The 14,500-nt window shown below is 60.6% G+C and carries 12 protein-coding genes; 6 read left to right on the top strand and 6 right to left on the bottom strand.

Annotated elements, in window-relative coordinates:
• Positions 1-464: hypothetical protein (locus tag AC3WRI_RS31930; RefSeq protein WP_492294883.1), on the bottom strand; the 464-nt coding region annotated here is incomplete at its 3' end.
• A gap of 675 nt (positions 465-1,139) precedes the next feature.
• Here AC3WRI_RS31930 and AC3WRI_RS31925 point away from each other — a divergent pair.
• Positions 1,140-3,947 (top strand): hypothetical protein, encoded by a 2,808-nt coding sequence (locus AC3WRI_RS31925; RefSeq protein ID WP_492294881.1) that lies wholly within the window; start codon positions 1,140-1,142, stop codon positions 3,945-3,947.
• Positions 3,948-4,533: 586 nt separating this feature from the next.
• Here the strand turns inward: AC3WRI_RS31925 and AC3WRI_RS31920 are convergent.
• The 4 genes from AC3WRI_RS31920 to AC3WRI_RS31905 form a co-directional block, all read right to left on the bottom strand.
• Positions 4,534-5,685 carry an enoyl-CoA hydratase/isomerase family protein gene (locus tag AC3WRI_RS31920; protein WP_439670766.1) on the bottom strand — a complete coding sequence of 384 codons (1,152 nt, stop codon included), beginning with the start codon at positions 5,683-5,685 and terminating at the stop codon, positions 4,534-4,536.
• 9 nt (positions 5,686-5,694) lie between these two features.
• Positions 5,695-6,465, bottom strand: coding sequence for an enoyl-CoA hydratase (locus tag AC3WRI_RS31915; RefSeq protein WP_492294879.1), 771 nt, complete (start codon positions 6,463-6,465; stop codon positions 5,695-5,697).
• Positions 6,462-7,367, bottom strand: coding sequence for a 3-hydroxyisobutyrate dehydrogenase (gene mmsB / locus AC3WRI_RS31910; protein ID WP_439670764.1), 906 nt, complete (start codon positions 7,365-7,367; stop codon positions 6,462-6,464). The genes AC3WRI_RS31915 and mmsB overlap by 4 nt, the downstream gene beginning before the upstream one ends.
• A gap of 80 nt (positions 7,368-7,447) precedes the next feature.
• Positions 7,448-8,974 (bottom strand): CoA-acylating methylmalonate-semialdehyde dehydrogenase, encoded by a 1,527-nt coding sequence (locus AC3WRI_RS31905; protein WP_439670763.1) that lies wholly within the window; start codon positions 8,972-8,974, stop codon positions 7,448-7,450.
• A 185-nt stretch (positions 8,975-9,159) separates the two neighbouring features.
• On the opposite strand from AC3WRI_RS31905, the gene AC3WRI_RS31900 reads away from it, so the two are divergent.
• Positions 9,160-10,116, top strand: coding sequence for a LysR family transcriptional regulator (locus tag AC3WRI_RS31900; RefSeq protein ID WP_492294877.1), 957 nt, complete (start codon positions 9,160-9,162; stop codon positions 10,114-10,116).
• A 35-nt stretch (positions 10,117-10,151) separates the two neighbouring features.
• On the opposite strand, the gene AC3WRI_RS31895 is transcribed toward AC3WRI_RS31900, so the two are convergent.
• Positions 10,152-11,045, bottom strand: a complete 894-nt coding sequence (locus tag AC3WRI_RS31895) for a LysR family transcriptional regulator (protein WP_439670761.1) — start codon at positions 11,043-11,045, stop codon at positions 10,152-10,154.
• 150 nt (positions 11,046-11,195) lie between these two features.
• Here AC3WRI_RS31895 and AC3WRI_RS31890 point away from each other — a divergent pair, with 150 nt between their 5' ends.
• The 4 genes from AC3WRI_RS31890 (at position 11,196) to AC3WRI_RS31875 (ending at position 14,225) form a co-directional block, all read left to right on the top strand.
• Complete coding sequence (locus tag AC3WRI_RS31890) at positions 11,196-12,164, top strand: Bug family tripartite tricarboxylate transporter substrate binding protein (RefSeq protein WP_439670760.1); 969 nt, start codon at positions 11,196-11,198, stop codon at positions 12,162-12,164.
• 112 nt (positions 12,165-12,276) lie between these two features.
• Positions 12,277-13,518: a CaiB/BaiF CoA transferase family protein gene (locus AC3WRI_RS31885; protein WP_439670759.1), complete on the top strand. Its 1,242-nt coding sequence runs from the start codon at positions 12,277-12,279 to the stop codon at positions 13,516-13,518.
• Between the two features lie 42 nt (positions 13,519-13,560).
• Entirely contained in the window at positions 13,561-13,920 is a 360-nt protein-coding gene (locus tag AC3WRI_RS31880) for a YidH family protein (protein WP_439670758.1), read from the top strand.
• On the top strand, positions 13,917-14,225 hold the full coding sequence (locus tag AC3WRI_RS31875) for a DUF202 domain-containing protein (RefSeq protein ID WP_439670757.1): 309 nt from the start codon (positions 13,917-13,919) through the stop codon (positions 14,223-14,225). Before AC3WRI_RS31880 ends, AC3WRI_RS31875 begins: the two co-directional genes overlap by 4 nt.
• Positions 14,226-14,500: the final 275 nt, after the last annotated feature.

Below are 14,500 nucleotides of genomic sequence, written 5' to 3'. Positions count from 1 at the left end.
ATCAGGTCGCCCATGTGCAGGGGGGGGCGGGGCGGCAGTGCCGGGGCGGCGGCAAGCCGTGCCCGCATGGCTTCCAGTTCCTTGTCGGTGACCAGCGACTTCGTTGCGCGAGGCAGCGCATCGCGAATCAGGCCGATCGCCGTGGCCTGGTCGTTAGCATTCCTGACGGCAAGTGCCAGGGAGATCCGCTGGCCGCGGTTCGCCAGCGTACGGATCAGGAACATGACCGCGTCCACCATGCCCCAGGCCAGGTTGCAGCCCAGCGCGGCATGCATCATGGTGCGGCTGGCATCCGGGCCACCCGTGCCGCTCGACACCGCGCCGACAAAAGTGAGCGCCATGAACAGGCCGAAGCACATCTCGGAGACGCGATCCACGACGTCCAGCACCGGCTCCCGTGTCTGAGCATCCTCCGGCGGCACGGTCGCGCCGGCATGGATCGTCGTCCTGGGTGAATCGGGCATGGCGGACTCCCGAAAGCTGCGTCGATGATCGGATGGGCGATAGGGGCTGTGCTCGTGGGAGCGAGGGCGACTGTGCCTGCCTGGCCCGTCGTCCTGTGGACAAGTATGCGCGCCAGCGGCAAATATGCCAGGCGAGCATTCCTTGATTGGCGTGATGAACCACGGTTTTCCGGGGGAGGGTAGAAAACGTGGGCAAACGCCGGGCAACAAAAAACCCAGAGAGCTTGCGCTGTCTGGGTTTCCTGGCAACTTAGGCAGTTGCTGGCCATTTGTCTGGTGGGTGGTACAGGGATTGAACCTGTGACCCCTGCCGTGTGAATCGGAATCGTTGCCCTTACGTTACAAGAGGTTAGCAAAAAGTCCTTTGCAAAACAAGAGTTTACGTTAGCGCTCGTTAGCAGATGTGAGTTCACATTAGTTTTCCGCGCGTGGCGCTTTTGTGGCATGCCGCATTCCCCCTCATTTTCTGACCACGTTGCTATAGGAAGCCCAAATAGCCGGACTACGACCGCTCATAGTGATGCTGAGGCCACACAAACTAGCCTGCCTCTAGCCAGCGCGCTTGGCCAGCGTGGCCCTACTCTTACGGCGGCCACCGGCTTGCAGCGAAAGAGGCCTGGTTTGCCGCTGCTCGATCGACCTTCTGCAAGCGCCATGGCCGAGGCCATGGGCTCCATGAATATCGAACGCCAAGAGGCGTACGACCTGGCAACTAAATGTGGTCGTAGCCTCATCATCTTGCGTCGTCTTCACCCTGCAGCAGGCATTGCGGAGCCCGCCGAATGGGGGCACATGGCAAAGGCCTTGAAGCCTGCCTTGCTCGCCGGAGGCTGGACGACCGAATCTCAACTTGACAAGGACGTGGTCGCAAGCCTGGGGGGTGGAACGGATTACCTCGCAGTCGAACGGCCGGTTCGGGAAACGCTCGGCTTGTCAGACCCACCGTTCGACAAGGTGGAGCAGGTCTGGCAGGTGAGGGCCGCCGTTGATGCATTCCCTTATTACGGTCATCTCGTCGACGAGGAGGATCTGCAACGCCTCAAGGCGGCTGTTATCCGTGTCCTCGGCCATCATGTCGTCCAACCGACCGCAGACGAAAAGTTTTCGTTTGGCTACCGTGCGCCCGCGGACTACAGCAGTTGGTTGCGCGACGGGCTTGCGTACACGTTAAATCTGTTCGCGGTAATGCCAGACGTTGGAGGCCTTCAATTAAGCGGGACGACCCCTCAGCAATACGTGAACAGCGTCGTCCGTTCGCTTCCAGATTTCGCGATAAACCATCGCTGGATACTCCCCATACTCCCACAGCTGTCAGTCATCGCGGAGGCCGCCCCTGTCCCTTTCCTGGAAGCCCTCGAGAAGAGCCTTGAGGGCGCAGCTGACGATGCTCTGAGCCTGTTCCAAGAATCGGATGGAAACGACTTCCTATTCGCGAAGACGAGCCCTCACGTCTATGTGCTTTGGGCACTGGAGGTACTAGCCTGGGATCCGAGCCATCTGCCGAGAATCACGATGATACTTGGAAAGCTTGCTGCGATTGATCCAAAGGCAAAGTCAAGGAATGGCAATCGACCGTTGAGCTCCCTGAGGCATATCTTTGTTGCTTGGTCACCCAATACTGACGCCGATCTGAACAGGCGCATTAAAGCGATTGATGGACTTATTCGTGCCCAGCCGGACATCGCATGGGACCTGCTGCTGTTGCTGATGCCGCAGTCGCACGATACAAGTTCACCGACTTCGCGTCCGAAGCTTCGTGACACCACTCCGCTCAACCCAGAAATCCTCACGTTCGGCTTGGTCTGGGAGACCGAAGCGAAGTGCCTAGACCGAGTTCTCGCATTGGCACAAGGGCGAGAGGACAGAATCGTTGCGCTCGTCGACCACGTGGCGAGCCATCAGGTCGCGAATAGAGCGCGTTTGATGTCAGTGTTTGAGGAGAATTTGAAGGTTTCTGCGAACCCAGAAGGAAGCGCGCTTTGGCACAAGCTTCGTGACTTTGTTGCGCACCATGAGGCATTCCCAGACACGGATTGGTCATTGAAGGGGGAGGAACTCGCGCGGCTTAAAGACCTCGTTGAACGTAACCAGCCTTCCGATGCCGTAGCCCAGGCGCGACACCTTTTCGACGATTGGTTTCCGCGGTTGGGAGCGAATGTGAATACCGCGATCGAGTTTGCAGAGGCAGCTCGTGCCAATGCATTGCGGAAGGTCTACTGCGGAGCCGGCGTGCAAGGGGTATTGCGCCTCGCCAAGAGTGTCAAACTTCCCCGGCAGATGGGCCCAGCATTCGAGAAGCTTGACTTGCCCTTTGACGACGCGGGTCTTCTAATCTTCGACCTTTTGAAAGCCGGCGGCGAATGCTACGACTTGGCTTGCCTCATCTCGGGCGCTCTCCGGAGTAAGGACGGCGATGCCTGGGCGAGCTATTTCGAGGCATTCATTCTTCCCCGGACAAAATCGCTCAAGGATGCCGCGTGGCTACTCGCTAGTTGGCCCGACAAGGCTGAAACCTGGAAATTCGCCGAGCACCTTGGAAAGGAGTTCGCCGAGACCTATTGGCGCGAAGTCGGATCGCTGCCGCTCAACGGGTCAGCAGAAGACATCGCGCTTGCAATTGCGGAGCTCCGCCGAGTAGGCCGAAGCCTCAAAGTTGTGACAACGCTTCATCAACGCGTCAAGGATGTTGACTCGAATACGCTTCTGGAACTCTTGGATGAATCGGTAGAGGAGATTGGTAGCAGTGGAGCAGCATCGACGATGCTGTCGTACGCGGTGAGCGAAGTGTTCCAGACGCTCGCTACTCGTAGCGACGTGACGCCAATTGAAGTGGCGCGTCGTGAATACGTCTATCTACCGTTGATTGAGGGAAGTGTGCAAGGACTTGCGGTGCACGCACTCCTTGCGACCAATCCTTCGGAGTACATGGACATCATCAAGAATGTTTTCCTCAGCAAGGATGAGAAGCCGGTCGAGAAGCCGTCCGAAGAAGACCGCCTTCGAGCCAAGTTGTCGTATCGCCTACTCAGGTCCTTTCACACCGTCCCTGGTGAAGTGGAGGGCGGCGTCGTCGACGAGGCGGCGCTTGGAACGTGGGTGCGCGAGGTCCGAAGGTTGGCGGCAGAGTGCGGCCGCGAAGACATCACGGACGAGTTCATCGGACAGCTTCTTGCTCACGCGAAACCAGACTCGGCGAATGGCACTTGGCCACCGAACCCAATCGCTAACCTTCTTGACGATCTTGCGGCGGATCGAATCGAGCGCGGGATTGAGGTTGAACGATTCAACATGCGGGGGACATATTCCAAAGCGATTGGCGTAGGGGGGGGGCAAGAGCGTGACCTTGCGGCCAGGTATCGCGGTTGGGCGGAGCAGACTAGTTCGCCTCGAACCGCCGCGCTTCTAGAGCGAATTGCAGAAGGATGGGATGCGGACGCACGGCGCGCGGACATTTCCGCGGAGCAGGAGAGGTTGAGGCGCTAAGGCGTTCCAACTCTGCTCAGCCAACCGAACGGCGACGCGAGCCGGTGCTGGCTGCGGCTTCGGATGTCCGCAGTCTCCTTGCAGACGTGACATTCGCCTCGCCGATGCATTACCACCTCGATGATCGCAATGGGGGAGGACTATGAATTCGACCTCAACCGCGAGAGGCAGCAACCGGCCAGGTACGGCCACTCGCGGCCATGCGTCGAACGGCCGTACAGTGCTACACAGCGGTCAGAAAGGGCAGCTTCATTGCCGAAAGCACCGAAACCGTAGCAAGCACGTCATGCTCTATCAATGGGGACGCCGCATTTCCGATCTGGTTCGGCATGCTTACAACCAGACCACAACAAAACAGGCTCTCTGCAGTTGAATATTGACAACAACTGGTCGCAAGCTGCGCATGACCCGGACGCGCTGCAGGCGGAGTTGGCCCCGGCGCAGCGCTGGGCCGAACGCGCCGAGGCCGAGGCGGTGCTGGCGCGCCAGCTGCCGGCAGAACTGCGCAGGGCCGCCCGAGCGAGACGGTGGGCGGCTACGGCGACCAACATTTCCGTCTGTAACACACTGTGGCGCACCGCTTTCGCTAACTCAGGCACGTCCCGTTCAACGGTAGCGGCTGTTCGCCCGAGGTCCACCAGGCAAGAAATAGCGCCTGCACTGCATCCTTGTCCACGGCGTCATAGGTGGTGATACGCCACCGTGGAGCAGTGTCCTTGTCGACGATCAGCGCGCGAACGCCTTCGATGAAATCCCCTTGCGAGAAGGTGTTGACCACCACCGCCAGCTCCATGCGGAAGCAGTCGGCGAGGTCCATGCGCCGGCCGCGCAGCAGCAGTTCGCGCGTGGCACACGCCGACAGCGGCGAGCGCGTACGCAGCACGTCGATGGTGCGCGTGGCCCAGGCGGTGTAGCGCGGGTCGTCCTGGCACGCCAGGCCGGCGAGGATTTCCGGCAGCGTGGCATGCGCGGGGAAGTGGCGCATCAGCGCGGGCAGCACCTGCAGCAGCGGTGCGTCGGCGGCGCTCGTCACGGGTTCGCGCACCAGCGCTTGGCGCAGGTCGGCGAGCACGTCGCGGCCCCACGCGATGCCGGCCAGTGTCTGCTCCAGCGTGGCCAGCGTGCCGCTGTCGACGGCGGCATCGGCCAGGCCGCACAGCAGTGCGTCGGCGGCGCCGATGGTGACGCCGGTCAGGCCGAGATACAGCGCCAGCTGCACCGGTAGCTTCGACAGGAAGTGGCTGGCCCCGACATCCGGCACCAGCCCGATGCCGGTCTCCGGCATGGCCACGCGCGAGCGCTCGGTGACGATGCGCAGGTGCGCCGCCTGCGCCAGCCCCATGCCGCCGCCCATGACGACGCCGTCCATCAGCGCCACCAGCGGCTTGGGATAGCGATGCAGGCGGTAGTCCAGCGTGTATTCGTCGATAAAGAAGCGCCGGTGCAGCGGCGTACCGTCGCGGTAGCTGTCGTACAGCGCGCGGATATCGCCGCCGGCACAGAAGGCCTTTGGACCCGCGCCGCGCAGCACGACGGCGCGGATAGCGCCGTCCTGCGCCCACGCTTCTAGCTGCGCGCCCAGCGCGATGATCATCCGGTACGACAGCGCATTGAGGTGGCGCGGCCGGTTCAGCGTGGCAATGCCGACGCCGTTGACGACGTCAAACAGAACCTCGGGCTCGGCGGCATCCTGCGTGCCGGCCTTGCGCCGCGAGATGGCCGGTTCGGTCAGGCGCATGGCGGGCTCCTAGGCGTTGCGCCATTGCGGCGCGCGTTTCTCGAGGAAGGCGTTGACGCCTTCGCGCTGGTCGGCGCCGTCGAACAGGTCGACAAAGCGCTCGCGCTCCAGGGCCAGTGCTGCCTGGCGCGGCACGCCCTGACGTGCCAGGTGCACCAGCTGCTTGCTGTAGGCGGCGGCGCGCGGGCTGACCTTGCCGGCGCGCTGCGCCATCTCCAGCGCGGTGGACAGCGCCTGTCCGCGGGGCACTACTTGCTCGACCAGGCCGATGCGCAGCGCGGTGGCCGCGTCGACGCGTTCGTTGGTCAGGATCATGCGCTTGGCCCAGCCTTCGCCGACCAGCCACGGCAGCGTCTGCGTGCCGCAGCCGCACGGCAGCAGGCCCACGGCGGCTTCGGGCAGTGCCATCTGCGCGTGTTCCTCGGCGATGCGGATATCGCAGGCCAGCGCGCATTCCAGGCCGCCACCCATCGCGTAGCCGTTGATGGCGGCGATGACCACGGGGCGCGCGTTCTGCAGCGCTTCGAAGGCACTGCCGAACTGCTGCGCCATCGCGCGCGCATGGGCACGATCACCGTCGGCGAAGCCGTTCAGATCGGCGCCGGCGCTGAAGAATTTCTCGCCAGCACCGGTGACAACAACGGCGCGAATCTCGGGGTTGGCGTCGATCTTCGCCACCAGATCGCGCAGCTGCTGCAGGCCGTCGGCGGTGAAGGCGTTAGCGGGCGGTCGGCTCAGCGTCAGCGTGGCGACGTGGCCATCGAGGGCGAATTCGATCATGGCTGGCGCTTCTTGTCGGTGGCGGACAGGTACTGGCGGATCACGCCGGAGAAATCGAGCTGGCCTTCGCCGGCGTGGCTCATGGCCTGGTAGACCTGCTGTGCCAGCGTGCCCAGGAACAGCGGCTGCTTCACGCTGCGTGCGGCATCGGCGGCCAGGCCCAGATCCTTGAGCATCAGGTCGGCGCCAAAGCCACCGGTGTAGCCACGGCCGGCCGGGGCGGTCTCAATTACCCCGGGGTAGGGGTTATAAGTGTCAGACGACCAGCAGCGCCCGGTCGAGGTATTGACGATACCGGCCAGCACGTTGGCGTCGATGCCGAGCTTCACGCCCAGCGCCATCGCTTCGGACACGCCGATCATCGAAATACCCAGGATCAGGTTGTTGCAGATCTTGGCGACCTGGCCGGTGCCAGTGCCGCCGCAGTGGACCAGGTTGCGGCCCATGCTGGCCAGCACGGGGCGCACCTGAGCGAACAGGGTTTCGGTGGCACCGACCATGAAGGTCAGCGTGCCGGCCTGAGCGCCGCCGGTGCCGCCGGAGACGGGGGCATCGGCCAGAGAATTGCCGTGCGCCTCGGCGGCGGCGGCCAGCTCACGCACGGTGGCCGGATCGATGGTGCTGGAATCGACCAGCGGCACGCCCGGGCGCACGCCGGCGAGCACGCCGTCTTCGCCAAGGTAGGCGCCGCGCACGTGTGCGGCGGCGGGCAGCATGGTGATGACAAAATCCGCTTCCGCCACAGCCTTGCGCGCGGTGTCTGCGCTGGCGGCGCCGTCGGCGCATAGCGCGGCGACGGTGGCGGCATTGAGGTCGAACACGGTCAGGGTATGGCCGGCCTTGAGCAGGTTGCGCGCCATGGGCGCGCCCATGTTGCCCAGGCCGATGAAGGCGATATGCATGGGGGTCTCCTTCGTGATAGGTCTCAACTTGTGCTTGTCTTACCTCCCTCTCCGCTTGCCGGAGAGGGAGGAAGCCGTTCTCACTTCAAGCTGATCGTCGTATTCACTCCGTCACTCACTGTCGCGTCATCGAACCACCGCGCCGTCACAGTCTTGGTTTGCGTATAGAACTGCACCACCTGCTTGCCGTACGGCCCCAGGTCGCCCAGCTTGGAGCCGCGCGAACCGGTGAAGCTGAAGTAGGGCACAGGCACCGGGATCGGGATGTTGATGCCGACCTGGCCGACATCGATCTCGCTCTGGAACTTGCGCGCCGCGGCGCCGCTTTGCGTGAACAGGCCAACGCCGTTGCCCATCGGATTGCGGTTGATCAGCGCAATGGCTTCGTCCAGCGAGTCGACTTCAAGCACCACCACCACCGGACCAAAGATCTCCTGCGTATAGATTGACATGTCGGTGTTCACGCCGGAGAAGATGGTCGGGCCGACGAAATTACCTTTCTCGTAGCCGGGCACCTTGACGTCGCGCCCGTCCAGCAGGAGTGTGGCGCCTGCCTGCACGCCCTCCTCGATGAGGCCCGTAATGCGCGCGTGTGCGGTCTTCGAGATGACCGGTCCGACATCAGTGCCCGCCTCATGGCCGGCGCTCACCTTGAGCAGCTTGGCCTTTTCCACCAGATCTGGCAGCCATTCGCGCGACTGGCCGACCAGCACAACGACGGAGGTGGCCATGCAGCGCTGCCCTGCCGCGCCGAAGCCGGCACCCACCAGTGCGTTGATGGTCTGCTCGCGATTGGCGTCAGGCAGTACTACGGCGTGGTTCTTCGCGCCCATCATGGACTGCACACGCTTGCCATGCTTGCTGCCCAGGTTGTAGACGTGCGTGCCGACATGGGTCGAGCCGACAAAGGAAATTGCCTTCACATCCGGATGGGTGCACAGCATGTCCACTGCGGTTTTTCCGCCATGCACTACGTTCAGGACGCCGGCGGGGAGGCCCGCTTCCATGGCCAGTTCGACCAGTTCCATCGTGGACAGGGGATCCTGTTCAGACGGCTTGAGCACGAAGGTGTTTCCGCACACGATCGCCATGGGGAACATCCACAACGGGATCATGCCCGGGAAGTTGAAGGGCGTGATGCCGGCGCACACGCCGATCGGCTGGCGCAGCGTGTAAGTATCGACGCCACCGGCCACATTCTCCGAGAATTCGCCTTGCTGTAGCGTGCCGATGGAGCAGGCATGCTCCACCACTTCCAGTCCACGAAAGATGTCGCCCTGCGCATCAGGCAGTGTCTTGCCTTGTTCGGCAGTGAGCGTGCGGGCGATCCGTTCGAGATTGCGGCGCACCAGATCCTGGAACTTCAGCATGATGCGCAGGCGCGTGCCGATGGACGTGTGTCGCCAGGTCTGGAATGCGCGCTGGGCCGAGCCGATGGCGGCGTCGATTTCGTCCATGGTGGCGTAGGGTACGCGACCGATGACTTCCTGAGTGGCCGGATTAACGACGTTGCCCCACTCATGGGTATGCGAGTCGACGAACTTTCCGTCGATCAGCAGTTTGGCGGTAGGGACCTGGAGGGTGGCTTGAGGTACGGCAGCGTTCATGAAAAATCTCCGGATAAGGTAATTGAACTCCGTTGTTCCCGAGCAGCCTGCAGGCGTGCAAGGTTTCGGCCGAGTATAGTTATGCAAACAACCATGATGTAGCGATAAATTGGCTGGACGGTTGTGTAAAAATGCATGTCGGTGCGAGCCATCGCAGCCGCCACTGCCGGATCAAGATCCTTCCCATGCAAAAACAACCCGACCTGGTCCCGGGCAAGCTCAATTGGGACGACCTGCGCTTCTTCCTTGAAGTGGCCCGTACCCAGCGCGCCAGCGGTGCAGCCAAGCGCCTGGGTGTCGACTACACGACCGTAGCCCGCCGCATCCGCATACTGGAGGAGGCTATGGGTACGCTCCTGTTCGATAAGTCACGGTCCGGCGGCTTTACGCTCACTGCCGAAGGGCAGCAACTTGTCGCCTACGCAGACGCTATGGAGACCACCGTACAGTCTGCCTGCGATCAGGTGGCCAACACCGGGCATGCCCTTTCCGGTCATGTGCGGATCGGCTCGACGGAAGGCTTTGGCTGTTTTTTCCTGGCGCCGCAGTTGACTCGCTTCCGCGCCGCCCATCCCTATGTCACGGTAGATTTGCTGCCAGTGCCGCATTTCGTCAGCCTGACTAAGCGGGAGGCCGATCTGGCAATTACCATCGAGCGCCCCGACCGAGGGCCATATGTCTGCACGAAGCTTTGCGACTACCAGCTACGACTTTATGCCTCGCGTGAGTACCTTGTGAGCCACCCCGTCATCAAGAGCAAGGCAGACCTCCCCGAGCACGCCTTTGTCAGCTACGTGGATGACCTCGCGTTCAGCAGCGAATTGCTATACCTGGAGCGGACCGTGCCAGGCGCCACGGCCGGGTTACGTACCACTAGCGTAATTGCGCAATATTTCGCCGCGATGCAGGGCGGTGGGCTTGCGATCCTGCCATGTTTCATTGCCGCGCAGCAGCCGGCGCTGGTGCCGGTGTTGCCCGATGAGGTGGTACTGACGCGCGGCTTCTGGTTGTATTGCCGCGAGGATCTGCGCAAGTTGCGCCGCATTACGGTCTTGTGGGACTACCTCCGTGCGGCTGCAGAGGCGAACCGTGCACTCCTGGCCGGGGAGCAGGGGGAAATCCGCTTTGTTGCGGCGATGTGAGGGCGCCGTGCGTAAAGGCAGACAGAAATTCAGAGTTAAAGCGCATCCACAATCGACTTCAGCAGGCCTGGCAGCGCCCTCCATACTTCGCGAGTTGCTGCGGTCAAAGGATGATGTGTAGTGGTCTGGAGAAGCGTGCTCTGCTTGATGCACGGATCCACAATTGGAATGCCACGCAAAATGCCCATCTGTCGCTCAACGGTGATACTGTGCAACGGCAGAACGCTGTAGAGCCCTCCGGTTAAAACTGCTCCTTTGATCGCAGCGGCGGAATCGGCTTCAAGTTGCAGATTTAACAAGACACCATCTCGGTTGCAGTTCTCTTCCAGCAACATACGGAAAGCGTTGGGTCGTGTCATCAATGCAAGCGGTAGCCCTGACAAGGCCTTAAGTTTGCACTCGTCACCGATACTCAAATCGTCGGAACGGGCTATCAGATACATCGAGCTGGTCAGTATGGCTTCTTCCTGCCCGACCGAGCGGTATCGGTTGAATATGCCGACATCTATTCGACCATTCGTGAGCCACTCCTCGATCTCCCCGCTATAACCCTCATAAATGCGTAGGCGGATTCCCGGGTGGTTGTTTCGCCGCCACGAGACCAGTTGTCCGCTCAGGGGAGTCGACCATGCAGGGACCAAGCCAATTGAAACCAGTCCGCTAGGCGAGTGCATCACATTAGCAGCCTCATCAACCATAGCTTGGGCGTCCGAGAGTAGCCCACGCGCACGAGGCAACATCGAAGCTCCAGTCTCCGTTAGCGTCACCCCGCGGCCGGTGCGATGGAATAGGCGTCCGCCGAGTTCGGATTCAAGTGCCGAAAGCTGTCGGCTGAGTGCAGACTGCGCAACCCCAAGCGCCGCAGAGGCCCTGGATAAGCTGCCCAGCTCGGCAATGGTGACAAAGCCCCGCAAAACATCAAAGTCCACGCGTTGGTCTCCCAGTCAAGCCTTGCCAATTCAGTATAGCTGGTTTGCGAGAATTGAGCATTCTGCAATGCTACCGCCTTGCACATAATGAGCCAAAGAAGAAGGGAACAGGGATCATCTGACAGTCCAAAAGCAGCGGGGAGACAAGCCATGCAAAGACGCGATTTCATCACGGCCATCGCGGCCACGATGTTCACAGGCCACGTGTTTGGGCAACCGAGTCGGTACCCGGACAAGCCAATCAAATTACTGGTTGGATTCCCTGCGGGTCAAGCAACTGACATCGTGGCTCGCCTGCTGGCCGAGCGACTAAAGACGCTTGGTCAGCCGGTGGTCGTAGAGAACAAGGCGGGGCAAGGCGGAAGCATCGCACTTGCGGCGCTCGCAAAATCGCCGGCGGATGGCTACACCCTGATGCTTTCCGCGACGGCCTCGCTTGTCGTCAACCCGCATCTGTACAAGACAGTGGGCTATGACACTCTCCGGGATTTTGAACCGGTTGCAACCGTGGCTGACATGCCGATGCTGCTTGTAGCCCATCCATCCGAGCCGTTCAACACCGTGTCCGACATGACGGCGTACGCAAAGGCGAACCCCGGGCGATTGAAGTACTCCTCCTCCGGTAATGGAACGCTGTCCCACCTCGGTATGGAAGTGCTCAAACGTCAGGCAGGAATCGACATGCTACATGTGCCGTACCAGGGAAGTACCCGTGCAATGACGGATCTTCTAGCCGGCAACATCGATCTGGGTCTTGACACCGTGGCGGTTACCTTGCCCCACATCCAAAGCAAGCGCCTGAAACCCCTAGCCGTATCAAGCGACTCTCGACTAGCACTTTTGCCGCAAGTTCCAACCCTTGCCGAGGCCGGCATGGCGGGTGCAGCGTTTAGTCCGTGGCTCGGACTGGTGGCGCCAAAGGGAACTCACCAAGACATAGTCCTCCGACTCAGCGAACAAGTGGTTAACACTGTCAAAGATCCCGCATTCGGCGAGCGGTTGCGCACACTTGGCGCAGTGCCCCGGCCCGGAAACTCAGACGCCTTAAGCGCCATTCTGAAACGTGAATTCGCATTGTGGGGCAAAGTTGTGCGTGACTCGGGAGCGCGCGTGGAATGACTGGAATCGGAAGGGCGCACCACGGTAAAGGCCCCCCGCCACTAATGGCAGCAATATTGCTCAACGGTGTACTTTGCGTGCCAGCAAAGGCCAATATCGAGAGGCAACAGAGATGAACAAGGCTACGAGCAAATCAGAACCCACGCTAAAGCGCGCCCCCGGCGGCCCATTGTTAGGGGTGAAGGTACTCGACATATCGACAGTCGTTGCAGCGCCATTTGCCGCCGGACTACTGGCCGACTACGGTGCCGACGTCATCAAAGTCGAAATGCCGGGCGCGGGAGACCATATCCGCCACATGCCACCTCACAAGGAAGGTATCTCGCTGTGGTCGAAGGTCACTAACCGAAATAAAAAGGGCGTCACACTTGACCTTCGCACGGCGGAAGGGAAGGAAATTTTCGAACACTTACTGGCAAGTCAGGATGTCCTGGTGGAGAACTTTCGACCTGACACGCTCGAGCGCTGGGGTCTTGGCAAAGATCGCCTTTTCGAAATCAATCCACATCTGATAATTCTCCGCATCACTGGATTCGGCCAGACGGGCCCATATCGCGATCGACCGGGCTTCGCCCGAATCTTTGAGTCAATGTCTGGTTTCGCCTATCTCTGTGGGCGGCCCGATGGACCTCCTATGTTTTCCGGATATCCCATTTCAGATGCGCTAGCTGGTGTGTTTGGAGCGCTGTCGGTCTCGGCTGCGCTAGTTCACCGAAATGCAACGCCTGGGCGACCGGGCCAGGAAATCGATCTGTCGGCAACAGAAGCGATGTTTCGAGCAATGGATTTTCTGGCAGTTGAGTACGACCAACTCGGTGTGGTACGCGAACGTACCGGCAATCTCAATGCCTACTCATCGCCGAGCGATGTGTATTCCACGCGGGACGGAAAGTGGATTGGTCTCGCAGTCAGCGCGCCGCCTGTGTTTGCTAGGTTCGCAAAGGCATTGAATCGACCAGACCTCCTCGTAGACCCACGATTCAATACGAACGTTGCGCGCTTGGAGAATCGCGGGGAAATTGAAGCGATCGTTCGCCAATGGTTTATTGAGCGAACCGAAGTCGAGATTGCGTCCATCCTGACGGAGCATGACGTGAGCTTTAGCCGAGTGAATTCCATAGAGGATGTCTTTAACGACGCGCATTTCAAGGCTAGGGAAGCCATCGTGGCTGTCGAAGACTCAGATTTTGGAAGTGTTCATATGCAAAATGTGGTGCCGCGCTTTTCAGCTACGCCCGGATGTGTCTGGCGAAGCGGCCCTGGTCAAGGTGAGCACAATGATGAAATCCTCACTCAACAGGTAGGCTTGACGCCCGACAAAATTGCCGAATTGAAGATGAAAAATGTGATTTAGGTGTCAGGAACCCGCGAGATGTCCGAGGAAAGCCGAATAGGTATGAACAGACCACAGTGGCAAAGGAGCGGCGAAGAACCGGACTATCGATTTACCCTTGCAAACGAACGCACGTTTCTCGCTTGGGTTCGCACCGCCCTCGCTGTCTTGGCCGGGGGCATTGTACTCGACCAGTTCTCCAGTCACATGGAACCGAAACGCGTCTTAGGAATAGTCGCGATCGCGCTGTCGTTGTTGGCAGCGGGAATGGCAGGATCTGCATACTTCCGCTGGAAGGGAAATGAAATTGCGATGCGCCATCGCGGTCCACTTCCTTCCTCGGTAGGCATTCCTCTGCTGAGTGTAGCGATTAGCTGCGTCGCGATTGTGCTCACCGTCGGACTGCTGGCTAAGCTACAGTGAACGGCGATCCCGGGGTTCAGCCGGAGCGCACAGGACTGGCATGGAGGCGTACAGCGCTTTCCATGTTGCTAAATGGCGCCCTGCTCGTACGTTCTGCAATGGAAGCACAATCAGTGGTACTACGGTGTGTGTCTGCGCTTGTGGTTGTGGGGGCATTGTTTATGTATGCGATGAGCTGGTATCGCGATCGCTCGCTCATGCGTGTGGCGGTTCCACGTTCACCGCATGCCGCGATCATGCGCACCGTCGTCAGCACTGTCTTGTTTGCTTGCTTGGCAGCCGTCATCGCCATCGATAGCCGATAGACATGCGCCGCGCCGGAGTGTGCCATCGGAGAATCTGACCGAGATGCGCCTGTTTGTGTACCACGATCCGGTCGGGCGCTATCCTGCGCTGTCGTGGTGGGTCTGACTGGCGGCTTGGCGTCGTGCGATTGCCCAAGCACCCTTGCCTGTATTTTTCGCAGTATGAGGTTACTAAACGCTACGGCGCAGGCCTCAGCCTGAACCGCCCCGGTTTTCGTGGAGGCCCCTTGGCTTGAGTCAGGCCGACATGGCCTGCTGCTCAAGTTGGCAATAGT

The organism is Cupriavidus sp. FW305-27 (genome assembly GCF_058787995.1).
This window is presented reverse-complemented; position numbering and strand designations above follow the sequence as displayed.